The following is a 24540-nucleotide window of genomic DNA, read 5'->3' as shown; positions in this document are numbered from 1 at the left end:
TTAGGGAAACGAGGAGGACATATGCTCCGGGATATCCGCAACATCCTAATCGCCCAGACCGAGGAAGGCGATGTGGAAGAGGTTTCGTCCGCCGTCGCCTACGGCCTGTCCCTGGCAACGCAGGCCGACGCTCATGTGACCGTCCAGGCCGCCTCGTTGAGGCTCCTCATGCCACACGCTTTCGTCAGCGGCGTAGCGGCCGGACTGGCATCGGCTGAGAACCAGCGGCTGGGCGCTCTCGCAAACGCCGTTGCGGAGGCGGCCCGGCAGGCGGCTGCGACGTCGGGGCTCTCCTGCACGACGGAGTCACCGCAGCTTGGTTATCGGGATTTGGTTCGAAACCTCGCGGGTCTCGCCCGGACCCATGATCTGACAGTGCTGGATGCGGAACCTGCTGCGCTTGCGACGGACCGCGGGCTCATTGAGGCCGTCCTGACCGACAGTGGCAGGCCCCTCGTCATCGTGCCTCCGGGACGGGTGACATTCGCCTGCGCCCGCATCGTGGTGGCATGGGATGGCAGCGCCAAAGCGGCCCGCGCGCTCAACGATGCCCTGCCTTTCCTGCACGCGGCCGAGTCGGTGGAACTCGTGAGCGTTACGGGCGAGAAGGATCTGGACGATACCGTTCCGGGCGCGGACGCCGCCGTGCATCTCGCGCGGCATGGGATCGAGGCCCGGGTATCGAGTCTTCCGGCCCTGGAAGGCGATGTGGCCGAGACCTTGCGCCAACATGCAAGCGTGGCCGGGGCCGACCTGATTGTCATGGGGGCTTTCGCGCATTCCAGGCTGCGCCAGATGGTGCTTGGGGGCACGACGCAGTCTCTTCTCAAGAACTGCCCAGCGCCCCTGTTCCTTTCCTTCTGACCTGAGCGCATTCGCGCCACTCGAGGAGCAGCAGGGCGGCCTTAACCGACCATCAACCTTAATCCCTGATAAAAATACCGGACCGAGCATTCCTGTCGGATGCTCATTGGCGGGTCCTGGTAGGGGTGTAAGCGCGTGCGTGTTCGGAATCGTCGCTCTCAGGTGAAATGGATCTGCGCCACCACGGCGCCCTGGGCGCTGGCGGCCGGATTGCTGGTCTCCTTTACGGCTTCGGCCAGCAACGATCCGCAATCGGGGGTCAGTTTCGCCACCCGCAGTGCGGTGGCGTATCTCACTCAGGGCGGCCTCATTCCTCCCATGGCCTCATCGGCCGACAGCAAACTCGACCTCGGTCGCGACATTCTGCGGACACTGCCCCGCTACGATCTTCCCGGCGAGGCAGCAAATGCCTCACCCTTGAAGGATGAGAGGAAATCCGACGCCGGCAACGCGTATCCGGTGGTCGACCGCACTCTCAAAGGCTCGCCAGCCGTCGAGCAGCGTTCCACCCTGTCGCGGCGCGCGGGCGAGATGCGCTCGACCCTCGGAGAGGCTGCAGGAGCCCGCCTGGTTTTCGGCCGCGACGAGCGCCTCCTGCCGCCGACCGTTCTCATGGAAGGCAAGCTGGAAGCGCCGGAACCCGAGCAGAATTTCGAGCCGTGGGACGCGCCGGAATACACCACCACTCGCCAGGCAACCTCCGTGCAATCGCCGACCGCCGCGGCCGCGGGCTCGACCGGCGCCGCCGCCAGCCCGACCACGCCATCAGTCCGCCGCGCCGTTGCCCTGTCGTCGACCACGCCGGCCCCGGTGGAGGCAACCCCGCTCGAGATTGCGGCTGCTCCCGTATCGCCCCTGCAATCGCCCCGGCTCGACCGGAACGGCGGTTTCGACGCGACTGTCGTGCACAAGGACGAGAACCGGCCGCGCTATGTCGACCTGATCGACCCCGACAACCTGAGCAAGGAGCAGCGCTGCCTAGCCGAGGCGGTCTATTTCGAGGCGCGCAGCGAGCCCGAAGAGGGGCAGGCGGCCGTGGCGCAGGTGGTGCTCAACCGGGTGAAGAGCGGGCTTTATCCGGCCTCCATCTGCGGCGTCGTCTATCAGAACCGTCACCGTCATCTCGCGTGCCAGTTCACCTTCGCGTGCGAGGGCAAGGCCCTGCGGATCGGCGAATCGGAATCCTGGGACCGGGCCAAGCGGGTCGCGGGCGCGGTGCTGGAAGGCAGGACCTATCTGGCCGACGTGGGCGGCGCGACCCACTACCATGCCAATTACGTGAGGCCGTATTGGGCGCGACGCCTCAAGAAAATGGATGTGATCGGCCGCCACATCTTCTACAAGCTGCGTCCAGGGCAGACCTGAGGCAATTGATCCTGTCATGTGTGGGTTCGCACGGGAAAATATGGCTGCTAGGCTATATCCATTCCTGAGCATGGCTCGACAGGGTGATTGTAATGGCTGCGATCAAGACCGGCGTTCCAGGATCGGGATACGGAAACGCCTACGTTGATGCGCTGATCTGGGGCGGCAAGGCCTGGGATGAGGCGAGCGGACCTATCAAGGTCTATTTCGGCCGCAGCGGCGATTTCAACGCGGCCGCTCAGGTTCATGACACGACCTTCTTCCAGGCCTTGTGGAGCGCAGGTGATGCGAAAGCCTGGACGTCCGCGGAGATCAAGGTTTTCAACAAGGCCATGTCGGCGTTCGCGAAGGTCTGCGGCCTGACTTTTGCCCAGGCGGAGACCGTGGAGGATGCGGATATCGTCTGGTGGAAGACCGATTTGGGGCTTGGCGTTCTCGGACAGCACGAGCCTCCGGCGGAAAATCAGCCCTGGGGCTATTTCAACCCGCTCGAGGAGAGCTGGAAGCAACTCCAGCCTGGTGGCGAAGGCCTCAACACCATCATGCACGAGCTTGGGCATGGGTTGGGCTTGGCCCACCCCCACGACGGCGGCGGGGACGCCGACGCGTCGAAATTTCCTGGCGTCCGCAGCTCCGGCGATAAGGGCAAATACGGCCTCAACCAGGGCATCTGGACCGTGATGTCCTATAATTCAGGCTGGGGCAATGCCGAAGACGACACGAGATATGGGGCTCAGACCGGACTTGGAGCATTCGACATCGCGGCCCTGCAGGCGCTCTACGGAGCGAACATCACCACGGCGGGCGGCGCAAACACCTACAGCCTGCCGACCCGGAACGCCCCGGGGACCGGCTGGTCGTGCATCTGGGACACGGGCGGGACGGACACGATCAGCGCCACCCGCGCAACCGACGACGTGACCATCGATTTGCGCGCCGCGACCCTTGGGTCGGGCAAGAACGCTGGCGGCTACGTCTCCCGCCAGGCCGACATCAGCGGCGGCTTCACCGTCGCCAAAGGCGTGGTCATCGAGAACGCCTATGGGGGCAAGGGCGACGACCGCCTCGTGGGCAACGCAGCTGCGAATTATCTGAAGGGCAATGACGGAGCTGATATTCTGGTCGGCAACAGCGGCGACGACATCCTCAACGGCCGCACTGGCAACGACAAGCTGAGGGGCGGGGCGGGAGCGGACACCTTCGTGTTCGACACCAGGCCTAATGGGGCCACCAACCGGGACACTATCGTCGATTTCAACGTGTCGGACGACACGATCAGGCTGAAGCGCTCGATCTTCAACAAGCTCGCGGTGGGCGAGTTGTCGGACGAAGCATTCTGGATGGGCGCCAAGGCGCACGACCGGGACGACAGGATCGTCTACAGCAAGTCGTCAGGGGGGCTTTACTACGACGCCGATGGTTCGGGTAGTGGCGCAGCGGTGAAGATCGCGGTGCTGGCGAAGCATCTCAAGATGAGCGCGGACGATTTCCTCGTGGGTTGAGTTGTTCCACAAGGACGTCATCTGGTCTTTTAGACGAGAGCAGAGCAAAGCATTGGGCTAAACCATCGCGATTGAAGACTGCTTGTATATTGAAACGTTATTATGTAAAAATTAATTCAAAGGAGCAATCTTATGGGCACAGATGTCGTTAGAAACAGGTTTGAAGGCACGAAGGAGCTGGATGGCGGCGACACACTTGATGTGACATCAACTGGTTTGATTGTTGGCGGTGAACAGTATAACACAGTTTATGTTACCGGAGATCAAAATAATATCATTTTGACCGGAAAAATCGAGACAGAAAAGAGCGGTATATCTCTCTCTTCAGGATCTAACAATACAATTACAGTGAACGGATTGCAAAATGGATTTGCACAAGACGGCGCACTAAAAAGTAATTATTCGTCTATTACATCATCTGCAAGTATATCTATTTATAATTACGGAAACATCATTAGTACAGGTTCGCAATGGGCGGCAATTTCATTTCACAGTGCATGTCTGATCGAAAACAAAGGTCTGATCGAAGGTGGGGTTGCAGGCATCTGGTTTACCTCCGGCGGTGAAGCTCCATCTTTAAATCTTACCAATTCCGGACATATACGCGCTTCGGGCGGAACTGGAGTTTTCGGGTCTTATCAGTCGGATTTTGTCGTCAATACAGGAACTATTGAAGGGATTGACGGTGCCGTCTCCCTTGGTTCCGGCGCCGATACTTATGATGGTCGCAACGGCATCGCTCTGGGATCTATCAATCTCGGGCATGATAACGACATAGCTTATGGTGGAAGTGGAGTTGAAACGATCCTAGGTGGATTTGGCGAGGACGACATATCGGCCGGAGGTGGCGGCGATTCGCTCAGCGGTGGGGCTGACAACGATGTCCTGCGTGGAGACGGCGGCGCGGATACTCTCGAGGGTGGCGAGCATAACGATGTCCTCGAAGGAGGGGCGGGAGCAGACAGGTTAGACGGCGGCAGCGAGATCGATACCGCTTGGTACAACAGCAGCTCAACTGTTGGGGTGAAGATCAACCTGGCAGAGGGAACCGCCAGCGGTGGCGAAGCTGAGGGCGATACACTCTTCAACATCGAAAACGTCACGGGCTCGCTCGGCGACGATGAGCTGCGGGGGGATAGCAAAGTCAACGTGCTCAAAGGAGGCGATGGCGGCAAGGATACCCTCTCCGGCGGCGGTGGATCCGATATCCTCTATGGTCAAAACGGGAGCGACATTCTCGACGGCGAAGCTGGCGAGGACCATCTCGAAGGCGGCGACGGCGACGACATTCTCAGGGGAGGAAGCGACAAAGACGTCCTCAATGGTGGTAGCGACAACGACACTCTCGAAGGCGGGGCTGGTGCTGACGTTCTCGATGGTGGCGACGGCGCCCGCGATTTTGCTTGGTACAACAGTAGCTCGACTATCGGCGTGAACATCGATCTAGCCGACGGAGCTGTCAGTGGCGGCGAAGCCGCTGGCGATAGACTCATCGGAATTGAGTGCATCATCGGCTCACGCGGCGGGGATGTGCTGCGCGGGGACGACAACGTCAATGTACTGAACGGCGGTGGAGGCTCAGGAGCAACCGACGGAGGGGACGATGTGCTGTCCGGTCGCGGCGGCAGCGATGCTCTCAACGGCGAAGGCGGCAACGACACGCTCGAAGGTGGAGCTGACGCGGATACCCTCGTTGGCGGTGCCGGTATGGACTTTGCTTGGTACAACAGCGACTCGCCTGCAAGCGTCTTGGTTAACTTAGCAGAAGGCTTCGGCTATACCGGCGAGGCCCTGGGAGACTCTCTGAGCGGGATCGAAGGAATTGTTGGCTCGAAGGGGAATGATGGCCTGATTGGTGACGATAACGTCAATATTCTGAACGGCGGTGGCACGTCCGGGGGTACCGATGGTGGGGATGACACGCTGAAAGGCGCGGGCGGCAACGATGCGCTCAATGGCGAAGGGGGCGACGATCGTCTCGATGGTGGAGCCCACAATGACACGCTGATCGGCGGCAAAGGGAACGACGTACTTGATGGCGGCGCTGGCGCGGATGAGCTGAATGGTGGTGCCGGCGACGACACCTACATCATCGATGCCAACGATGTTCCTAGCGCAGAAGCGGCCGGAGGCGGGCATGATACCGTCGAGACCCGCCACAGCATGACCCTACAGGACAACTTCGAAGATCTTACCGGCATTGGTGCGGTCGGACTCACTCTAACCGGCAATGGCGTTGCCAACACCGTCGTCGGCACGAGCGGAGGCGATGTGATCGACGGCGGCGCGGGGGCGATCTCCTGACGGGCAATGAAGGCGACGACGTACTCAAAGGCGGCATCGGCGATGATCGCCTCGATGGCGGCGCGGGTATCCAAGACAAGGCTCGGTTCAGCGGCGTGCGCTCGGACTATACGGTTACGCAGGGGGAGAACGGCACTTACGTGATCACGGACACCAACGTCAGCGATGGCAACGATGGTAGGGACACGGTCTCTAGCATCGAGTTGTTCGAGTTCGGCGACGGCACAATTTTCACGTTGGCGCAATTGCTTGATCCCGGTAATCCTGGCGACCCCGGTGATCCTGGTGACCCCAGTGATCGTGGTGATCCTGGTGATCCTGGTGATCCTAGCGACCCCAGCAATCCTGGTGATCCCAACAACACTGCGCCGGTCAATGTGCGACTCAACGGCCAGACGAGTGTTTCAGCACCTGAGAATAGTGTTTTTGCTGCAGCGCTCAGCGCCACCGATGCAGACGGCGATGCGCTCACCTTCTCGTTTGCGTCAGGTGGCAATGCGGGTGGCATGTTCGTGATCGACAACACCACCAAGCAACTCAGGCTCGCGCCGGGCAAGACCCTCGACTTCGAGACAGCCCAGAGCTTAACGGTCTATGTCAAAGCCTCCGACGGGCACGGTGGCGTCAGTGCCACGCAGGCCCTGACCGTCACCGTCACGGATGTAGCCGAAATCCCTCCAGGCCAGATTCTGATTGGCACCAGCAAGGCCAACACGCTGGTAGGGGCAGGGGGCAATGACCGGCTCTACGGCAAGGGCGGCAAGGATATGCTGATCGGCGGAGCTGGTCAGGACACCTTCGTGTTCGACACCAAGCCGAACAAGAAAACGAACCTGGACAGGATCAGCGACTACTCGGTGGCTGACGACACGATCTGGCTGGAGAACCGGGTGTTCAAGAAGCTGGGCAAGAGCGGCAGCGAAGTCTCACCGGCGGCGCTCAAGAAGGCGTTCTTCAAGATGGGCAAGGCCAAGGATAAGAACGACTACGTGGTCTACAACAAGAAGACCGGCGTGCTGTCCTACGATGCCGATGGCTCAAACGCAGGAAAAGCCGTCGAGATCGCCAAGCTCGCCAGGAACCTCAAGCTCACCCAAGACGATTTCTTCATCATATAGAGCTTCAATGATCTTGCCGAGCGGTGGGCCGTCGCATCCGCCGCTCGACTGCACCTCGTTCAGAACGATGCGAACACAGCGCTTCTCAAGGGCGGTAAGCCGGCGGACCGGCTCATGCTACAAACTTTCAATATGGCGTTGTCCGCAGCGGCCTTCCTGGTCACTTGATCCTTGGTGGTCTGGGCTTGTAGTGGATCTGTCAGAGGAGGCTTGCCAGCTGATCATCGCAACAGAGGCGCTTCGTCGCCTAACAGATTTGTTCGACAAGGGCGGGCCGCGCAGGGTGTGTGGCCGCACACTTATTGATATGAAATAACATTTAAAATATAAGCATCAATAATCGAAACGCTAAGGGCATACTATGGCTGGCTTTAGAGATGTTCCAGGATCGGGCTATGGAAACCCATATATCGACTCGCTTATCTGGGGTGGCAAAGTCTGGGATGTATCGCGAGAGCCTATCTACGTCGCTTTAGCAGACGACTTCGATTATGATGAGGCCCTGCAGGTCCATGGACCTCTTACTAATGGCTGGATGTCCGATGAGTTTTTCATAGGGACTTGGTTGGACGAATTTGTTGGAGTTGTTGTCGACGCATTGGATCTCTGCTCGAGCGTATCCAATATCAAATTTCAGCAGGCCCAGACGATTAGCCAAGCCAACATAGTTTGGTGGATGTATCCCCTAGATCATGGTGTTTCAGGCTGGCACGAGACGCCCGCTACTAATAATTCATCCCACCAGCGCTGGGGTCTCTTCCATAGTTTGTTCCCAGAGGTCTTGAGCGAGAGGGAGTTCGGCGGTGAGTTCCGGGCGACCGTGATCCACGAGATTGGCCATGGCTTAGGTCTTGCCCATCCGCACGACGGCGGCGGTCGGGAGGATGGCACAACTTTCCCTGGGGTGAATGGGAAAAATGAACTTGGTCAGAACAACCTGAACCAGTCCGTCTATACGAACATGTCGTACAACGGTGGCCTCAACACCGTCGCAAGTGGTGGCCTCAAGTATGGCAACCAAGGCGGGCTCGGCGCCTTCGACATTGCTGCCATTCAGGTGCTCTATGGCACCAACATGACCACCGCTACCGGCAATAACGTCTACACGCTGCCGACCAAGAACGATAGGGGCACCGGTTGGGCTTCGATCTGGGACGCGGGCGGTAATGATACCATTAGCGGTGTCGGTTCGACGGCACCCGTCACCATCGATCTTCGTGCAGCCACCCTACAGCCTGGTGATCCCAATGCTGGTGGCTATATCTCGCAGCAGAACGCGATCGCCGTCGGCTTCACCATCGCCCGCGGCGTGGTCATCGAGAACGCCGTCGGCAGTGCCCATGGCGACATGCTAATCGGCAATGCCGCCGCTAACGTGCTCGACAGCGGCGCCGGCAACGACACCTACTTCGTCGAGTCGCCCAACGACGAGGTCCGTGACGCCAGCGGCGTGGACACGGTCTACGCCACCTTCAACTTCTCCAATCTCGCCATTGAGAACGTGTTTGTCAACGGCGTGCAGGTGAAGGCGGGCGGCTTGGCAGTGGAGAACGGATTGCGTCTCCTGAAGGGAGGGCGCAGCAAGGATGTGCTAATGGGCAGTGAGGCAAACGATAGGATCGCTGGCGGTCTTGGAAAGGACGTGCTCACAGGTGGCGTAGGCCAGGATATCTTTGTATTCGATACTACGCCGTCAAAGGCCAACACAGACACAATCACCGACTATGTCGTGGCGGACGACACGATCTACATCGACAACAATTATCTGAAGAAGGTGGGTAAGAAGGGCTCAGCCACCAAGCCTGAGGTGTTGAGCAAAAAGTTCTTCACCGTTGGATCTAAGGCCAAAGATAAGGATGACTATCTAGTGTACGACAAGAAGATCGGATTATTATCTTACGATGAGGACGGCTCGGGCGCGAAGGCTGCCATCCCGCTGGTGAAGCTGTCCAAGAGCCCCAAAGGCTTCTCCGCCTCGGAATTCCTCGTCATCTGAGCCTCATCGCGCAACTTACCAATCGTCGGTTTGCATGGGCCTCGGTTCGATATCGTTGTGCGGTAGAAAGGCTGACTCATCACCCCAATTCATACCCAAGGCTACAAACTTTCAATTCTGCTGATGCGCGACTCGCGCTAGGGTGCGGCTTCTTACCGTTCAGGATGGCCGCCATGTCAGCCCAACCCGCTCAAACCCGCGTCTCGCCGGAAATGATTGTGCTTTCCGGCTGTCTGATCGCCCTCATCACCTTCGGGCCGCGGGCGTCGGCAGGCTTGTTCCAGATCCCCATGACGACGGAATATGGCTGGGGGCGCGACGTGTTCGGCCTTGCCATTGCGTTCCAGAACCTCCTTTGGGGGTTGGGTCAGCCCTTCGCCGGAGCCGTGGCGGACCGGTTCGGGGCGTTCCGGGTGCTGTGCGCGGGCGCCGTCCTCTATGCCCTTGGGCTTGTGGTCATGGCTTATGCGACCACGCCGGGCATGCTGCACCTGGGGGCCGGCATCCTGATCGGCTTCGGGTTGTCGGGCTGCTCGTTCAATCTGGTGCTGGGCGCGTTCGGCAAGCTCCTGCCCGAGAAATGGCGACCCATGGCCTTCGGAGCCGGGACGGCCGCCGGGTCTTTCGGTCAGTTCCTCTTCCCGCCCATCGGCAACGTACTCATCGATTCCTTCGGCTGGCAGCAGGCCCTGGTGATCTTCGCAGCCAGCGTCCTGCTCGTGCTGCCCCTGTCCCTGGCGCTCGCCTCCCGGCCGGGCGCCGGCGCAGCGACGGAGAGCGGCCCTACACCCGCGGCGAGCCAGTCGATCCGGCAAGCCCTGCTGGAGGCCTTCCGGCATCGGTCCTATGTGCTGCTGGTGCTGGGCTTCTTCACCTGCGGGTTCCAGCTTGCCTTCATCACGGCGCATCTTCCGGCCTATCTCAAGGATGCGGGCCTCTCGGCGGCCGTGGGCGGCTGGACGCTTGCGGTCATCGGTCTCGCCAATGCGTTCGGCTCGCTCACGTCGGGCTGGCTGTCGACCCGCATGTCGAAGCGCTGGCTGCTTGCCTGGATCTATCTCGGACGTTCCGTCGCCATCGCGGTCTTCGTCCTGCTGCCGGCCTCGCCCCTGACGTCCATCGCGTTCGGCATCTCCATCGGCCTGCTGTGGCTCTCCACGGTGCCGCCGACGTCGTCCCTGGTGATGCTCATGTTCGGCACCCGCTACATGGCCATGCTCTACGGCTTCGCGTTCTTCTCCCATCAGGTGGGCGGCTTCCTGGGCGTTTGGCTCGGCGGGCTCTTCTACGAGGTCTACGGCAACTACACCTTGGTCTGGTGGCTTTCGATCGCGCTTGGCATCGTGTCGGCGCTGATCAACCTGCCGATCAAGGAAGTGCCGGTCGATCGGGCGCCCGCGCTGCAGCCCGCCGAGTAGGGCAGGCGGCTCAAGGCTTTCGTCGAACGGATGAGGCGGTTGCGCTTGCCCTGACCCTCTGCCGCGCCACAAATGGCAGGGCATAGAGGGAGGACCGGGATGAGTGCATTCAAGGCTATCGTCATCGACAAGAACGAGACCGGCCAGACTGTCGAACTAAGGAGTTTCGACGAAGCCGATCTCATGGACGGCGACGTCACCGTCCGCGTGTCGCATTCCACTCTCAACTACAAGGATGGTCTGGCGCTCACCGGCAAGGCTCCGGTGGTCCGCCGCTTCCCGATGATCCCTGGCGTCGATCTCGCGGGAATTGTCGAAACCTCCTCCCATCCGGAGTTCAAGGCGGGCGACGCGGTGGTCCTCAACGGCTGGGGCCTCGGCGAGACGCATCTGGGAGCCTATGCGGAAAAGGTTCGGGTGAAGGGCGACTGGCTGGTTCCGCTGCCGGCAGGTCTCACGGCCGAACAGGCGATGGCGATCGGCACGGCAGGCTACACCGCCATGCTGTGCCTGATGGCGCTGGAGCGGCATGGCCTGCGGCCCGACCGTGGGCCGGCCATCGTGACCGGGGCGGTCGGCGGAGTCGGTTCCGTGGCGGTAGCGCTGCTGGCGAGGGCCGGCTGGCACGTGGTCGCCTCCACCGGGCGGCCGCAGGAGGCGGATTACCTGAAAAGCCTTGGAGCCGCCGAGGTCATCGACCGCAGCGAGTTGTCAGGCGCGGCGCGGCCGCTCGCAAAGGAGCGCTGGGCTGCCGGGGTCGATACGGTGGGGTCGACCACGCTTGCCAATGTGTTGTCCATGACGAAGTACAGCGGCGCGATCGCGGCTTGCGGCCTTGCGGGCGGCATGGATCTGCCGGCCACCGTCGCGCCGTTCATTCTCCGCAACGTGGCGTTGCTCGGCGTGGATTCCGTCATGGCCCCGAAGGCTCTTCGCCTGGAGGCTTGGGGACGCTTGGCGCGCGAGCTTGATCTGGGCAAGCTCGCCGCCATGACGTCGTCGGTTTCCCTCGATCAGGTGAGCCAAGCCGGGCGCGAGATCGTGGAAGGCCGGATCAAGGGGCGGGTGGTGGTCGAGATCAGCTGATCAGGACGCAGCGCGTTTCCCGCTGCCCTCGATCCACCGCTTCTGCTTCCCGATCTCGGTGGCCATGAAATCCATGAAGGCCCGCACTCGGGCCGACTGGCGAAGATCGGGATGGGTTAGAAGCCACAGGCCCGCCGAGAAATCCGGGTTGATGTCCGACAGGCGCACCAGGTTGGGCTTCGCATCGGCAATGAAGCAGGGCAGGGGTCCGATGCCGACGCCTGCCTCCACGGCCTCCGCCAATCCCAGCACCGTATTGACCCGATAGGAGATCAACTCCGGAGCCACGCGCTCCCGCACGTAGCGGGCGGCCTTGAGGGTGGACAGGTTGTCCCCCAGCGCCACCCAGGGTCTTGCGTAGAGAGCAGGCGAATCCTGGACGATCGGGTCGGGGAAATCGACGGCGCGGCCATAGATCGCCCAAGCAATGGTCGCCGCGCGCCGGCCCACCAACGTCTCAGGGGGCGAATCGGTCGCCCTGATGGCCACATCCGCGTCCCGCTTAGACAGGTTCAGGGCCTGGTTGGCCAACACCACGTCAAGGCGCATCTCCGGACAGGAGGTGAGAAAGCGGCTGAAGATCGGCGTAAGCAGGTGAACCAGCAGAGTGTCGTTCGTGGTCACGCGCAACTCGCCCGCAGGCGCTACGGCCTGGCCGGCGAGCTTGCGGGTGAAGGATGTGACGTTCTCCTCCATCTGCTCCGCGAGCGCCGCCATCTCCTCGCCGGCGGGCGTCAGGACATAGCCCGTTCGGTGCCGCTCGAAGAGCTTGACCCCAAGGCCCTCTTCCATCTGACCGAGCCGGCGGAAAACCGTGGAATGGTTGACTCCCAGACGTTCGGCTGCTCCCGCCAGGCCACTGGCCTCGGCGATGATTTTCACGAGCCTGAAATCGTCCCAGTCAAGGTGCTGCTGCTTGGTCATGCGCTTGCATCCACGCAATGAAAGGCCTGCATGTCTAACACTGGTTTTGCAGATTGGAAAGTTTATCCTTTGGTCAACCTGAGGATAGCCGAGCGATCGCGTTACGGCAGAATCACGGCTTCCAGCATTCCGCTTCAACCCGTCTCATTTTCACCGTTCGGAGATCACAATGGCCAAGGTCCTGGTCCTCTATTATTCTGCCTGGGGTCACATCGAAAAGATGGCTTACGCCGCCGCCGAGGGCGCTCGCGAGACCGGGGCCGAAGTGGTCGTGAAGCGCGTGCCCGAACTCGTTCCCCTCGAAGTGGCCCAGAAGGCTCATTACAAGCTCGACCAGGAAGCGCCGATCGCCTCGCCGGAGGAGCTGGCCGAGTACGACGCCATCATCTTCGGCACGGGTACCCGCTACGGTAATATGACGGCCCAGATGAAGAACTTCGTGGACCAGACCGGAGGGCTCTGGGCTCGCGGCGCACTGGTCGGCAAGGTGGGCTCGGTCTTCACGTCGAGCGCCCAGCAGCACGGCGGACAGGAATCGACCATCCTGACCTTTATCCCGGTTCTCATGCATCTCGGCATGGTGGTTGTCGGGCTGCCGTATTCGTTCACCGGCCAGATGGGCCACGACGAGGTCAAAGGCGGCTCCCCTTACGGCGCATCGACGATTGCCGGCGGCGACGGCTCCCGTCAGCCGAGCCAAGCCGAGCTCGACGGCGCCCGCTTCCAGGGCCGTCACGTGGCCGAAATCGCCGCGAAGCTCGCGAAGTAGGTCGTTCCGGCGGGGGTTATCGGTCCGCCGCCGCCCGTGTCAGCCGGTCGTTGATCGCCTCCCCGAGGCCTGCATTCGGAATGGGCCCCACCGCGATGGCATCCGCACCGGAGGCATCGAGCTGCCGCAGATAGGAAAACAGACGAGCGGCGGCCTCCACGAGGTCGCCGCTTTCGCTTAAGTTCAGGGCAACGCGCGCTGCCTCCACTCCTCGTGGCGCATCCTGGCCGAACAGGAGAGCGGCCTCGCCGCTTGCGATCTCCGACACGCCGAGCCGCACCCGCGCCCTAGGCGCGTAGTGGGATTCCAGCATGCCAGGCGCAAGCGGGTTCCCTGTCTCGTCCGCCACTGAATCGAGCGCCTGGCCCAGCATTGCATCGATGGCCTCTCGTGGCACGCCGCCCGGGCGCAGCAGGCGGGGCGGTCCCCCGAGGCAGGCGATGATGGTCGATTCGACCCCGACTAGGGCCGGCCCGCCGTCGAGAACCGCGCCGATCCGGCCTTCCAGGTCTCCCAGCACATGGTCCGCTTCCGTTGGGCTGATCCGGCCGGAACGGTTCGCCGACGGGGCCGCCACCGGGCGGCCCACATGGGCGAGCAGCGCATGGGCGAGCAGATGGGCCGGAACTCTCAGGCCCACGCTGTCCAGGCCCGCCCGGGCGAGATCGGAGATCGTCCCGGTCTTTGCCACCGGCACCACGAGCGTCAGGGGGCCTGGCCAGAAGGCCTTGGCGAGCCGCATAGCTGTGTCGTCGAACTCACCCTGCGCCAGCGCGGCGTCCAGGCTGTCCACATGGGCGATGAGAGGATTGAAGCTCGGACGTTCCTTGGCGGCATAAATGCCCGCGACAGCCTCGGCATTCGTGGCGTCGGCACCAAGGCCGTAGACCGTCTCGGTCGGGAAGGCCACGAGGCCACCGGAGCGAAGGATTTCGGTCGCACGCTCGACGCCTGCTGCATCGGCCGCAAGACGTTCGGTCTGTGCCATTGACCCATGATGGTTCACGTCTAAACTATCCCTCAATACACAAGCGCCGCCAGCGCGGGTTTAGTTGTGCTGCGACGTGCGTCAATATCAAAAGCCGCAGGCCTCGTATCGAACGCCGTGGGCCTAAAGAGGAAACACGATGAGCTACCGAGCGCCTGTCTCCGACATCGTCTTCACCATGCGCCATGTGGCGGGGCTCGATCGCGCCGTCGCGGACGGTCTTTATCCGGACCTCACGGTTGATCTGGCGCAGACGATCCTCGACGAAGCAGGGCGCTTCGCCAATGACGTGATCGCGCCTCTCAACCGGGAGGGCGACCGGCACGGCGCGGTCCTCAAGGACGGCGCCATCACCACCGCGCCGGGCTGGAAGGAAGCCTATAAGGCTTGGACGGAAGCGGGATGGAATGCCCTGCCGGGTCCTGTCGACTATGGCGGGCAGGGGCTGCCGATGCTTCTCAACTCGGCCTGCGTGGAGATGTGGAACTCGGCTTCGATGGCTTTCGGCATCGGTCCCGTGCTGACCATGGGCGCCATAGAGGCGCTGATCAAGCATGGCTCCGACGACCTGAAGGGCGGCTATCTCGAGAAGCTGGTTTCCGGTGAATGGACCGCCACCATGAATCTGACGGAGCCGCAGGCAGGCTCCGATCTCGCGGCCCTTCGCTCCCGCGCCGAGCCCGCAGGCGACGGCACCTATAGGATTTCAGGTCAAAAGATCTTCATCACCTATGGTGAGCATGACCTTACCGACAACATCGTGCATCTGGTGCTCGCGCGGCTGCCCGACGCGCCGGCGGGAACGCGCGGCATCTCGCTCTTCCTCGTGCCGAAATTCCTGCCGGACGGCACGCGCAACGACGTGCGCTGCCACTCGATCGAGCACAAGCTCGGAATCCATGCCTCGCCCACCTGCACCATGATCTTCGGGGACCACGGCGGAGCCATCGGCTGGCTCGTCGGTGAAGAGAACCGCGGCCTCAACTGCATGTTCACGATGATGAACAATGCGCGTCTGGCGGTGGGGTTGCAGGGCGTCGCCATCGCGGAGCGGGCCTATCAGCAAGCGCTGGCCTATGCCAACGAGCGCCGCCAGGGACGCGCCGCCGTCGGGGCGGTCGAGGGCATGAGCCCCATCGTGATGCATCCGGACGTGCAGCGAAATCTTCTGACCATGAAGGCGCTCACGGCCGCCGCGCGCGCGATCTGCTACATGACCGCCGAGGCTCTTGACCGCGCCCATCTGGAGCAGGACGAGGCGAGCCGAAAGAAAGCCCACGAGCGCGCATCCCTGCTGACCCCGGTGGCGAAAGCCTTCTCGACGGATATCGGCGTGGAAGTCGCTTCGCTCGGTGTACAGGTCCACGGCGGCATGGGCTTCGTCGAGGAGACCGGGGCTGCCCAGCATCTGCGGGATGCGCGCATCGCGCCGATCTATGAGGGCACGAACGGCATTCAGGCTATCGATCTCGTGGTGCGGAAGCTGCCGCTGTCCGGTGGCGCGACAGTGCAGGCGCAGATCGCCTCGATGCGCGCCATCGTCACGCGCATCATGAAGGAGGGAACGCCTGCTTTCGGCGCAACGGGACCGCGCCTGCGCGATGCGATCGAGAGCTTGGACCGGTCGACGAGCCATCTCGTCAAATCCTTGTCGTCCAACGCGCCCGCCGAGGCGCTTGCGGGCGCGACGCCTTACCTGCGGCTCTTCGCGCTCGCCCAGGGCGGCGCAGCCTTGGCGGAGGCGGCGCTTGCGGCCAACCGGCTGATATCGGAGGGCGACAACGACCCGGCCCATGCGGCGCGCATCGCGCTCTGCCGCTTCTTCGCAGAGAACATCGCGGTTGGCGCGCAGGGACTGGAGGATACGGTCATGAGCGGCTCGGGCTTCCTGCAGGATGCCTCCCTGGCTCTGGCGAGCTGATCCCATGACGCTTCAGGGAAAGACGCTCTTCATTACCGGCGCATCGCGCGGCATAGGTCTCGCGATCGGCCTTCGGGCGGCGCAGGACGGCGCGAACGTGGTGATTGCTGCCAAGACCGCCGAGCCGCATCCGAAGCTGCCGGGCACGATTTACACGGCCGCGAAGGAAATCGAGGCGGCCGGCGGCCAGGCTCTGCCGCTCGTCGTTGATGTGCGGGACGAAGAGGGCGTGAAGAGCGCCATCGACAAGACGGTGGAAACCTTCGGCGGCCTCGACATCGTTGTGAACAACGCCAGCGCCATCAGCCTCACACCCACGCCCGTGACGGACATGAAGCGGTTCGATCTGATGCACCAGATCAACACGCGCGGCACCTACATGGTGTCGAAATATGCCATTCCGCATCTGGCGAAGTCCGCCAACCCGCACATCCTCATGCTGTCGCCGCCCCTCGACATGAGCGAGAAATGGTTCGCGCCGCATCTGGCCTATTCACTGGCGAAATACGGCATGAGCCTGTGCGTGCTAGGGCTCGCCGGCGAGCTGCGGGGCAGGGGGATTGCGGTCAATGCGCTCTGGCCGCGCACGACGATTGCCACCAGCGCGGTCAAGAACCTGCTCGGGGGCGACGAGATCGTGCAGGCGAGCCGCACGCCTGAGATCCTGGCCGATGCCGCTCATGCGGTCTTCCAGAAGCCCTCGAAGAGTTTTACCGGCCACTTCCTCATCGATGACGTCTTTCTCTCCGGCGAGGGCGTGACGGATTTCGAGAAGTACCGGGTTGATCCGACGAAGCCCCTCATGCCCGATTTCTTCGTGCCGGACGACACGCCGCCGCTCTCACGCTCGTCATGAAAGTTCTGCTAGAACCCTGTCCCGACATCTGGGACCAACGGGCATGATTCTGATACACAAACCAGCCAGGCACTCCATCGCTTCGGCGGAATCGCTGGACCGGTACGCACTGCCGGCCGGGGAGCCGATTCCCGACGACGCCCTGTGGATCGACCTCATCGAGCCTACCCGCGAGGAAGACCTTCTGGTCGAGAGGCATCTCAACATCGAAATCCCCACTCGTGAGGAAATGGCCGATATCGAGCCGTCGGAGATCCTCTACAACGAGAACAACGCCCGCTACATGACCGCCCGCGTCCTGTGCAGCTCCGACACAGACACGCCGAAGCTCCTCGACGTCTCCTTCATCCTAACCGAGCGCTCGCTCGTGACGGTCCGCTACGGCGAACCACGCTCCTTTACCCTGTTCATGTCCCGGGCTGTGAAGCCCGGCGGCTGCCGGCACCAGCCGGAAGCCGTGCTCGACGGCCTGATCGAGACCATCATCGATCGAGCGGCCGAGATTCTCGGCACCGTGGGTTCCCGCATCGATCGCCTCTCGCAGACGATTTTCGAGAACGAGCGACAGGGCACGACGCGCCGCGCGGCATCGTTCCGAGCAGCCCTGAAATCCATTGGCCGGAAAGGGGATGTCATCTCCAACGTGCGGGAGAGCATGGTGTCCATCGAGCGCCTGCTCCTGTTCCTCTCAGCCAGCATCCCTCGGCCACAGCGCCAGCGCGGGTTTCAGGCCGAATGGCGCACGGCCCTGCGCGACGTGCAGTCCATCGAGGAGCACGCGACGTTCCTGTCGAACAAGCTGCAGTTCCTCCTCGACGCGACCCTGGGCCTCGTGACCATCGAGCAGAACGACATCATCAAGCTCTTCTCGGTCATGTCGGTGATCTTTCTGCCGCCGACGTTGATCGCATCGCTCTACGGAATGAATTTCGAGCTGATGCCCGAACTGAGGTGGGATTTCGGCTATCCGTTCGCCATCGGTCTCATGATCCTGGCTGCCGCGCTGCCCTATCTGTTCTTCCGCTGGAAACGGTGGTTGTAGGTTTTGCATCATCCTCGGGCTTGTCCCGGGGCCACGTCTCCTGATCGCAGTGGTCCCAGACGTGGATAGCCGGATCAAGTCCGGCCATGGCGACGTTGAAAAGCGTGGAGGACACCATCATGTGCGGGCGCTATGCCATCACCCTGGCTCCCGAGACCTACCGGGAGTTCTACGGCTACTCCGAGCAGCCGAACTTCCCGCCGCGCTTCAATGTGGCCCCTACGCAGCCGGTCCCCATCGTCATCGACCAGAAGGGCGAGCGACATTTCATGCTCGGGCGCTGGGGGCTTCTGCCGTCCTGGGTGAAGGACCCAAAGGATTTTCCCCTCGTCATCAACGCCCGCGGCGAGACGCTGGAAACCAAGCCCACCTTCAAGGCGGCGCTGAGGCGGCGGCGCTGCGTCTACCTGGCGGACGGCTTCTACGAATGGCAGCGACACGGGCGCGAGAAAGCCCCGTTCCTGATCCGCCCGCGCAGCCGCCAGCCGATGCCGCTCGCCGGCTTGTGGGAAACCTACACGGACGCCAGCGGTGGCGAGATCGACACCGCCGCCATCGTGACGACGGACGCCAACGGCACAATCTCCGGGGTGCATGACCGCATGCCGGTGATCCTTTCGCGCGATGATATCGGCGCATGGCTCGACGTGTCGGACGAACGCGCCGACGTGATGCGCCTCGTGCGCCCCTGTCCGGACGATTGGCTCGACGTGACGCCGGTGTCGAGCCGCGTCAACAAGGTCGAGAATGACGATCCGGGCTTGCAGGAGCCCCTGAGCGCGCCGGAGGTGAAGCCGGTTCCTGAGACGAAGCGCAAGGCGGCGAAGCCTCGCTCAAGCGACGAAGATGAGCAGGGGCGGTTGTTCTAGCTGTCATCCCGGGGCTGCAAAGCAGAACCCGGGATCGCATGAGGAGAAATGCGCAGGCAGCTCTCCTCCCCCCTTGCGGGGAGGAGGTGGAAGTGGGGGTCGGACAGTCGGAGCGCTGTGCTCCATTGTTGAAGCGCGAGGCTGCTACAGCCTCACCTCACTGTCTCTCACCCGGTCACACCACCCCCACCCCTATTCCCTCCCCTTGCGGGGAGGGAATAGGGGGCGCCATCCTCTTCAGGCGATCCCGGATCTTCGCTGGCGCTTCGTCCGGGTGACGATTTGGAAAGTTTACCACCGCTTCTTCGGCGCCTCGCGCCGCAGGATGCCGACCACTTCCAGATGGGGCGTGTGCTTGAACTGGTCGACCGGCACGACCCGCTCCAGTCGATAGCCTGCACCCATCAGGATTGCGGCGTCGCGCGCGAACGTTGCCGCGTCGCAGGATACGCTCACGACGAGGGGCACTTTCGAGAGTGCAAGCTGCTTCGCCTGCGCCTCCGCACCCGCGCGGGGCGGGTCGAGGACGACTGCGTCGAATGCGTTCAACTCCGGCGTGAGCAGCGGGCGTCGGAAGAGGTCGCGCACCTCGGAGCTCACGCGGCGCAGGCCAAGCGTCGCGCGGAACGCCTTGTCGAGAGCAGCGATTGCGCCCTTCTCGGTCTCGACCGCGTGAACCTCCGAGCGCTCCGCGAGCCTGAGGGCGAAGGGTCCTACGCCCGAGAAGAGGTCGGCCACCCGCTTGGTGCTCCGGCAGGCTTCCGTGACGAGCTCCGCAAGGGTCTCCTCCCCGAGGCGGGTGGCCTGCAGGAACGAGCCGGCCGGCGGAACGACCGACGCCCTGCCCATGGAGATCGCAGGAGGGCGGCGTTCGACGATCACGTCCCCATGGATCGACAGACGCGCCAGATCGAGGCGTGCCGCAAGGTCGATGAGGCTCAGTCGGTCCTTGTCCTTGAGCGGGCCGTGGCCGCGCACATCCACGTCGAAGCCCGTTCCCACAGCGGTGATTTGAACATCAAGGGGCTTGTGGGCGGCGCGCAGGTGCTCGCCGATGGCTCGGGCGATGCCGGGAGCCTGATCCTTGAGGGTCGACTCCGCGATGGGACAGAAGGCAATCTCCACGATCTGGTGACTTCTCGCCGCCATATAGCCCACATGCATGGCGCGATCGGGAAAGCGCACGTGGAGCGTGACCCGGCGACGACCTTCGCCGTGGGCGTCGATCAAGGGGTCGAGCGGCGCGTCGATGCGCGCCTGCCGCAAGGTGTGGGCGAGGGTGTTGCGCTTCCAATCCTGGTAGAAGTCGTGCCCCATGTGCTGGGTCGCGCAGCCGCCGCACTCGTCGAAATAGGGGCAGAACGGGGTCACGCGCTCGGACGAGGCGGCCTCGACCGACACGAGGTCCGCCCGCGATCCGTCCCGCTCGATGAGCACGGTTTCGCCCGGAAGCGCCTTGGGGACGAAAACGGGTCCGGATTCGCTGTCCGCAATCCCGTCGGCCTTTGCGCCGAGGCGTGTGATCGTCACCTGTTCAGCCACGGCGTGCTCCCAGCAGAAATTCCCGATTGCCGTCCCCGCCCTCGATGGGCGAGGGGGCGAGCCCCAGGGGCGTGAAGCCCAGCGAAGCCACGAAGGCCGTCATATCCTCGCAGACCGCGCGATGCACAGCCTCGTCCCGCACGATCCCCTTCTTCACGTGGTCGCGCCCCGCCTCGAATTGTGGTTTCACCAGAACCGCCAGAGCCGCGTGAGGTTTCAGAAGGGCGATGGCCGGGGGCAGCACGAGCTTGAGCGAGATGAAGCTCACGTCCGACACAAGAAGGTCCACGGCCTGCGGCACGAGGGTGGGGCTTAAGGAACGGGCATCGGTGCCCTCCAGGCTCGTGACGCGCGGCTCGCCTGCCACCTTCGGGTGCAACTGGCCGTGTCCGACATCCACCGCATACACATGGGCCGCACCCCGGAGCAGGAGCACTTCCGTGAAGCCGCCCGTGGAGGATCCGACATCCAGGCAGACGCAGCCCTGGGGATCGATGCCGAAAGCGTCGAGGGCGGCTGCGAGCTTCACGCCGCCTCGGGACACGTAAGGGTGGGGCTGCTCGGCGGCGATCTCAGCATCGCCCGGGACCGCTTCGGAGGCTTTTCGCAGAGGCGTTCCGTTGACGCTCACTAGGCCTGCCGCGATGGCCTCCTGGGCTCGTGCGCGGCTCGTGAAGAAGCCGCGCTCGACCAGGAGCACGTCGGCGCGTTTGCGGGTCATGACGCCCTCGTGATCGGTAGGTTCATCGTCTTGTCCATCGTCGCTCGTGAAACCCGTGGAATGGGCACTATCTGCGTTCCGTCGCCTCGTTGCTGTCCAATGGAGGAACCATGCAGACCGTCAGCCGTCGAAATCTTCTCATCGGTGCAACCCTGCTGGGCGCCAGCGCTGCCATTCCTCGGGCCTGGGCGCAAGGCCCCTCGGGTCCGTTCAAGCTCGATCCGCTGCCCTATGCGCCGTCGAAGAACGAGCCGCATATCGATGCGCAGACCATGGAGCTGCACTTCGACAAGCACCACAGAGCATATCTCAACAATCTCAATGCGGCGCTCAGCCAAAATGCCGAGATAGCCAAGATGCCCCTCCACGAGGTGCTGGCCAACCTGAACAAGGCGCCGGAATCGATCCGCACGGCGATCCGCAACAACGGCGGCGGCCACGCCAACCACACCATGTTCTGGCAGATCATGGGCGGATCCGGGGGCGAGCCCTCCGGCGAGTTGAAGGCCGCCATCGACCGGGACCTGGGCGGCTTTCAGAAGTTCCAGACCGATTTCAACACGGCGGGCGAGCGGCAATTCGGCTCCGGCTGGGTGTTCGTGACCGTCGATCAGGCGGGCAAGCTCGCCATCGTGCCCAAGCCCAACCAGGACACGCCCCTCATGGACGGCCAGCGTGTCCTCATGGGCAACGATGTGTGGGAGCACGCTTATTACCTCAAGTACGAGAACCGGCGCCCGGAATACCTCAAGGCGTGGTGGAACGTGCTCGACTGGGAGAAGATCGGCCAGCGCTACGCCGCCGCCAAGGCCGGGACGCTGACGGTCTAACGCCGCGCCGTCATTCCAGGGTGGCTCGCAGGACCGAGCCCGGAACCCATAACCGCAATGGCTGTAGGAAAGGACAATATGCGTCCCGCCTCTACCTGCATTGTCAGCGGCTATGGGTTCCGGGCTCTCGCTATTGCTCGCCCCTGAATGACGGTGGAGTGACGATCAGGCCCGCGCCTTGCGCGGCGCTTCCTGCCCGAGCGCCTCGAATACCTTGGTGACGATCCCGGCCGCATCCAGCCCGGCCTGGGCATACATGCGCTCCGGCTTATCATGATCCTGATAGGTATCGGGCAGGATCATCGAGCGCACCTTGAGGGTGCCGCGGTCGAGCGCGCCCTTGTCGGACAAAAGCTGCAGCACGAAGGACCCGAAACCGCCGATGGAGCCTTCCTCGATGGTGATCAGCACCTCGTGGTCGCGGGCAAGCCGCAGGATCAGCTCCTCGTCCAGAGGCTTGGCGAAACGGGCATCGGCCACGGTGGTGGAGAGGCCGCGGGCCTCCAGGTCTTCGGCGGCCCTCAAGGCCTCAGCCAGGCGGGTGCCCAGGGACAGGATGGCGACGCGGCTGCCCTCGCGGATGATGCGGCCCTTGCCGATGGCAAGCGGAACGCCCTCTTCGGGCATGTCCACGCCTACGCCTTCGCCGCGTGGGTAGCGGAATGCGATAGGACCGTCGTCATAGGCGGCGGCGGTTGCCACCATGTGCACAAGTTCCGCCTCGTCGGCCGCAGCCATCACCACCATGTTGGGCAGGCAGCCGAGATAGGCCACGTCGAAGGAGCCCGCATGGGTGGCCCCGTCCGCGCCCACAAGGCCCGCCCGGTCGAGGGCGAAGCGCACGGGCAGGTTCTGGATCGCCACGTCGTGCACCACCTGATCGTAGGCGCGCTGCAGGAAGGTCGAGTAGATGGCGCAGAACGGTTTGTAGCCTTCCGTCGCCATGCCGGCCGCGAACGTCACCGCATGCTGCTCGGCGATGCCCACATCGAAGGTGCGGGTGGGGAATTCCTTATGGAACAGGTCAACGCCCGTGCCGGTGGGCATGGCGGCCGTGATGGCGACGATCTTGTCGTCCTTTCCGGCTTCCTTGATCAGGCTCTCACCGAACACCTTGGTGTAGGCGGGCGCGTTGGCCTTGGCCTTGGTCTGGGCCCCGGTCACCACGTCGAAGGTCACGACCCCGTGGTACTTGTCGGCGGAGGCTTCAGCCGGCGCGTAGCCCTTGCCCTTCTGGGTCACCACGTGGACCAGGATCGGGCCGGTGCCGGAATCGCGCACGTTCTTCAGGATCGGCAGCAGGTGGTCGAGGTTGTGGCCGTCGATGGGGCCGACATAGTAGAAGCCAAGCTCCTCGAACATCGTCCCGCCGGTCCAGAATCCACGGGCGAATTCCTCGGCCTTGGCGGCCTTGTCGTAGATGAATTTCGGCAGCTTCTTGGCCAGCTGCTTGGCGGTTTCGCGCAGGCTCCGATAGGTGCCGCCCGACACGAGACGGGCGAGATACGACGACATGGCTCCGGTCGGGGGTGCGATGGACATGTCGTTGTCGTTGAGGATAACGATCAGGCGCGAGTGCATGGCTCCCGCGTTGTTCATGGCCTCATAGGCCATGCCGGCCGACATGGCCCCGTCGCCGATCACGGCGATCACGTTGTTCTGCTTAGCGTCGAGATCCCGCGCCACGGCCATGCCGAGGCCCGCCGAGATCGACGTGGACGAGTGAGCAGCCCCGAAAGGGTCGTATTCGCTCTCCTGGCGCTTGGTGAAGCCCGACAGGCCGCCGGCCTGACGCAGGGTTCGGATCCGGTTGCGGCGGCCGGTGAGGATCTTGTGCGGATAGGCCTGGTGGCCCACGTCCCAGATCAGCCGGTCGCGGGGAGTGTCGAAAACGTAATGCAGGGCGACTGTCAGTTCCACGACGCCCAGGCCCGCGCCCAAGTGTCCGCCCGTGACGGACACGGCGCTGATCGTCTCGGTCCGCAACTCATCGGCCACCTGACGGAGCTGGTCTTCCTGGAACTGACGGAGGTCTTCCGGCGTCGAAATGGTGTCGAGGAGAGGTGTGGACAAAATTGTTCTCGCCTGAGCGTTCTTGTGGCTAGGAGATAGGGTTCCCAAGGCCCTGGGTCAAACTGAAGGCTTAGCCGTTTTCCTTGAAAACCAAGCTATTCGGCCACATCGAGAGGGGCTGTTCCGCCGGCTTGACCGTCCGGACCGATGGTGATTTTCTCAATCCGGGCCTCAGCCTTCTTCAAAAGCTGCTCGCAGTGCTTCTTCAGGGCCTCCCCGCGCTCGTAGATGGCGATCGAGTCCTCCAGCGGCACATCGCCCCGCTCGAGCCGCCGCACGATCTCCTCGAGTTCGGCCAGGGCCTTCTCGAACGGGAGGGTCTTGATGGTAGTGGTGTCGGTCATGCCCGCTA

At 63.0% G+C, this 24540-nt stretch carries 20 protein-coding genes; 14 read left to right on the top strand and 6 right to left on the bottom strand.

Translation table 11 applies throughout. The features are described 5' to 3' along the window. The first annotated feature begins 21 nt into the window (after positions 1 to 21). From DRB19_RS06765 to acuI, 8 genes are all read left to right on the top strand, one after another. Positions 22 to 864 (top strand): universal stress protein, encoded by an 843-nt coding sequence (locus DRB19_RS06765; RefSeq protein WP_114185275.1) that lies wholly within the window; start codon positions 22 to 24, stop codon positions 862 to 864. A 135-nt stretch (positions 865 to 999) separates the two neighbouring features. Further along, the gene (locus tag DRB19_RS06760; protein ID WP_245439305.1) at positions 1000 to 2229 is read left to right on the top strand and encodes a cell wall hydrolase; all 1230 of its coding nucleotides are present in this window, start codon (positions 1000 to 1002) and stop codon (positions 2227 to 2229) included. A gap of 92 nt (positions 2230 to 2321) precedes the next feature. Beyond that, positions 2322 to 3731, top strand: coding sequence for a M10 family metallopeptidase (locus tag DRB19_RS06755; RefSeq protein ID WP_114185273.1), 1410 nt, complete (start codon positions 2322 to 2324; stop codon positions 3729 to 3731). Positions 3732 to 3863: 132 nt separating this feature from the next. Then, positions 3864 to 6035, top strand: coding sequence for a calcium-binding protein (locus DRB19_RS31050; protein ID WP_114185272.1), 2172 nt, complete (start codon positions 3864 to 3866; stop codon positions 6033 to 6035). 95 nt (positions 6036 to 6130) lie between these two features. Next, the gene (locus DRB19_RS06745; protein ID WP_114185271.1) at positions 6131 to 7153 is read left to right on the top strand and encodes a cadherin domain-containing protein; all 1023 of its coding nucleotides are present in this window, start codon (positions 6131 to 6133) and stop codon (positions 7151 to 7153) included. A 535-nt stretch (positions 7154 to 7688) separates the two neighbouring features. After that, entirely contained in the window at positions 7689 to 9149 is a 1461-nt protein-coding gene (locus DRB19_RS06740; RefSeq protein ID WP_162815612.1) for a M10 family metallopeptidase C-terminal domain-containing protein, read from the top strand. 173 nt (positions 9150 to 9322) lie between these two features. Beyond that, a complete protein-coding gene (locus tag DRB19_RS06735) occupies positions 9323 to 10567 on the top strand; it encodes an MFS transporter (protein ID WP_114185269.1) in 1245 nt (414 codons plus the stop codon). Positions 10568 to 10666: 99 nt separating this feature from the next. Continuing rightward, the gene (gene acuI / locus DRB19_RS06730; protein WP_114185268.1) at positions 10667 to 11653 is read left to right on the top strand and encodes an acrylyl-CoA reductase (NADPH); all 987 of its coding nucleotides are present in this window, start codon (positions 10667 to 10669) and stop codon (positions 11651 to 11653) included. Here the strand turns inward: acuI and DRB19_RS06725 are convergent, their stop codons facing one another. Beyond that, positions 11654 to 12577 carry a LysR family transcriptional regulator gene (locus DRB19_RS06725; protein WP_114185267.1) on the bottom strand — a complete coding sequence of 308 codons (924 nt, stop codon included), beginning with the start codon at positions 12575 to 12577 and terminating at the stop codon, positions 11654 to 11656. It abuts the gene before it with no gap. A gap of 169 nt (positions 12578 to 12746) precedes the next feature. Between DRB19_RS06725 and wrbA the strand changes: the two genes are divergently transcribed. Next, on the top strand, positions 12747 to 13346 hold the full coding sequence (gene wrbA, locus DRB19_RS06720) for an NAD(P)H:quinone oxidoreductase type IV (RefSeq protein WP_114185266.1): 600 nt from the start codon (positions 12747 to 12749) through the stop codon (positions 13344 to 13346). Between the two features lie 16 nt (positions 13347 to 13362). Here the strand turns inward: wrbA and DRB19_RS06715 are convergent, their stop codons facing one another. Continuing rightward, positions 13363 to 14334 carry an L-threonylcarbamoyladenylate synthase gene (locus DRB19_RS06715; RefSeq protein ID WP_114185265.1) on the bottom strand — a complete coding sequence of 324 codons (972 nt, stop codon included), beginning with the start codon at positions 14332 to 14334 and terminating at the stop codon, positions 13363 to 13365. Between the two features lie 139 nt (positions 14335 to 14473). On the opposite strand from DRB19_RS06715, the gene DRB19_RS06710 reads away from it, so the two are divergent. The 4 genes from DRB19_RS06710 (at position 14474) to DRB19_RS06695 (ending at position 19022) form a co-directional block, all read left to right on the top strand. After that, positions 14474 to 16255, top strand: coding sequence for an acyl-CoA dehydrogenase family protein (locus DRB19_RS06710; RefSeq protein WP_114185264.1), 1782 nt, complete (start codon positions 14474 to 14476; stop codon positions 16253 to 16255). Positions 16256 to 16259: 4 nt separating this feature from the next. Further along, complete coding sequence (locus DRB19_RS06705; protein ID WP_114185353.1) at positions 16260 to 17111, top strand: SDR family oxidoreductase; 852 nt, start codon at positions 16260 to 16262, stop codon at positions 17109 to 17111. Positions 17112 to 17154: 43 nt separating this feature from the next. Further along, entirely contained in the window at positions 17155 to 18153 is a 999-nt protein-coding gene (locus DRB19_RS06700; RefSeq protein WP_114185263.1) for a magnesium transporter CorA family protein, read from the top strand. Positions 18154 to 18272: 119 nt separating this feature from the next. Continuing rightward, entirely contained in the window at positions 18273 to 19022 is a 750-nt protein-coding gene (locus DRB19_RS06695) for an SOS response-associated peptidase (protein ID WP_114185352.1), read from the top strand. A 291-nt stretch (positions 19023 to 19313) separates the two neighbouring features. On the opposite strand, the gene DRB19_RS06690 is transcribed toward DRB19_RS06695, so the two are convergent. Next, positions 19314 to 20564 (bottom strand): class I SAM-dependent RNA methyltransferase, encoded by a 1251-nt coding sequence (locus DRB19_RS06690; protein ID WP_114185262.1) that lies wholly within the window; start codon positions 20562 to 20564, stop codon positions 19314 to 19316. Next, positions 20557 to 21285, bottom strand: coding sequence for a TlyA family RNA methyltransferase (locus DRB19_RS06685; protein WP_114185261.1), 729 nt, complete (start codon positions 21283 to 21285; stop codon positions 20557 to 20559). The genes DRB19_RS06690 and DRB19_RS06685 overlap by 8 nt, the downstream gene beginning before the upstream one ends. Before the next feature lie 110 nt (positions 21286 to 21395). Here DRB19_RS06685 and DRB19_RS06680 point away from each other — a divergent pair, with 110 nt between their 5' ends. Continuing rightward, positions 21396 to 22115 carry a superoxide dismutase gene (locus DRB19_RS06680; protein ID WP_114185260.1) on the top strand — a complete coding sequence of 240 codons (720 nt, stop codon included), beginning with the start codon at positions 21396 to 21398 and terminating at the stop codon, positions 22113 to 22115. Positions 22116 to 22280: 165 nt separating this feature from the next. Here the strand turns inward: DRB19_RS06680 and dxs are convergent, their stop codons facing one another. Next, the gene (gene dxs, locus DRB19_RS06675; RefSeq protein ID WP_114185259.1) at positions 22281 to 24188 is read right to left on the bottom strand and encodes a 1-deoxy-D-xylulose-5-phosphate synthase; all 1908 of its coding nucleotides are present in this window, start codon (positions 24186 to 24188) and stop codon (positions 22281 to 22283) included. Positions 24189 to 24283: 95 nt separating this feature from the next. Beyond that, complete coding sequence (locus DRB19_RS06670) at positions 24284 to 24532, bottom strand: exodeoxyribonuclease VII small subunit (RefSeq protein ID WP_114185258.1); 249 nt, start codon at positions 24530 to 24532, stop codon at positions 24284 to 24286. Between the last annotated feature and the right edge of the window lie 8 nt (positions 24533 to 24540).

This window comes from Microvirga aerophila, from assembly GCF_003332305.1.
In the GTDB taxonomy this organism is placed as follows: Bacteria; Pseudomonadota; Alphaproteobacteria; order Rhizobiales; family Beijerinckiaceae; genus Microvirga; species Microvirga aerophila.
Note: the sequence above shows the minus strand (reverse complement) of the source record. Positions and strands in the feature narration are given on the sequence as shown.

What these genes read in the sequence shown, in the direction of transcription:
- DRB19_RS06765 (WP_114185275.1), top strand. Translation starts at nt 22, where the DNA reads ATGCTCCGGGATATCCGCAACATCCTAATCGCCCAGACCGAGGAAGGC.
- DRB19_RS06755 (WP_114185273.1), top strand. Translation starts at nt 2,322, where the DNA reads ATGGCTGCGATCAAGACCGGCGTTCCAGGATCGGGATACGGAAACGCC.
- DRB19_RS31050 (WP_114185272.1), top strand. Translation starts at nt 3,864, where the DNA reads ATGGGCACAGATGTCGTTAGAAACAGGTTTGAAGGCACGAAGGAGCTG.
- DRB19_RS06740 (WP_162815612.1), top strand. Translation starts at nt 7,689, where the DNA reads ATGTCCGATGAGTTTTTCATAGGGACTTGGTTGGACGAATTTGTTGGA.
- DRB19_RS06735 (WP_114185269.1), top strand. Translation starts at nt 9,323, where the DNA reads ATGTCAGCCCAACCCGCTCAAACCCGCGTCTCGCCGGAAATGATTGTG.
- acuI (WP_114185268.1), top strand. Translation starts at nt 10,667, where the DNA reads ATGAGTGCATTCAAGGCTATCGTCATCGACAAGAACGAGACCGGCCAG.
- DRB19_RS06725 (WP_114185267.1), bottom strand. Translation starts at nt 12,577, where the DNA reads ATGACCAAGCAGCAGCACCTTGACTGGGACGATTTCAGGCTCGTGAAA.
- wrbA (WP_114185266.1), top strand. Translation starts at nt 12,747, where the DNA reads ATGGCCAAGGTCCTGGTCCTCTATTATTCTGCCTGGGGTCACATCGAA.
- DRB19_RS06715 (WP_114185265.1), bottom strand. Translation starts at nt 14,334, where the DNA reads ATGGCACAGACCGAACGTCTTGCGGCCGATGCAGCAGGCGTCGAGCGT.
- DRB19_RS06710 (WP_114185264.1), top strand. Translation starts at nt 14,474, where the DNA reads ATGAGCTACCGAGCGCCTGTCTCCGACATCGTCTTCACCATGCGCCAT.
- DRB19_RS06705 (WP_114185353.1), top strand. Translation starts at nt 16,260, where the DNA reads ATGACGCTTCAGGGAAAGACGCTCTTCATTACCGGCGCATCGCGCGGC.
- DRB19_RS06700 (WP_114185263.1), top strand. Translation starts at nt 17,155, where the DNA reads ATGATTCTGATACACAAACCAGCCAGGCACTCCATCGCTTCGGCGGAA.
- DRB19_RS06695 (WP_114185352.1), top strand. Translation starts at nt 18,273, where the DNA reads ATGTGCGGGCGCTATGCCATCACCCTGGCTCCCGAGACCTACCGGGAG.
- DRB19_RS06685 (WP_114185261.1), bottom strand. Translation starts at nt 21,285, where the DNA reads ATGACCCGCAAACGCGCCGACGTGCTCCTGGTCGAGCGCGGCTTCTTC.
- DRB19_RS06680 (WP_114185260.1), top strand. Translation starts at nt 21,396, where the DNA reads ATGCAGACCGTCAGCCGTCGAAATCTTCTCATCGGTGCAACCCTGCTG.
- DRB19_RS06670 (WP_114185258.1), bottom strand. Translation starts at nt 24,532, where the DNA reads ATGACCGACACCACTACCATCAAGACCCTCCCGTTCGAGAAGGCCCTG.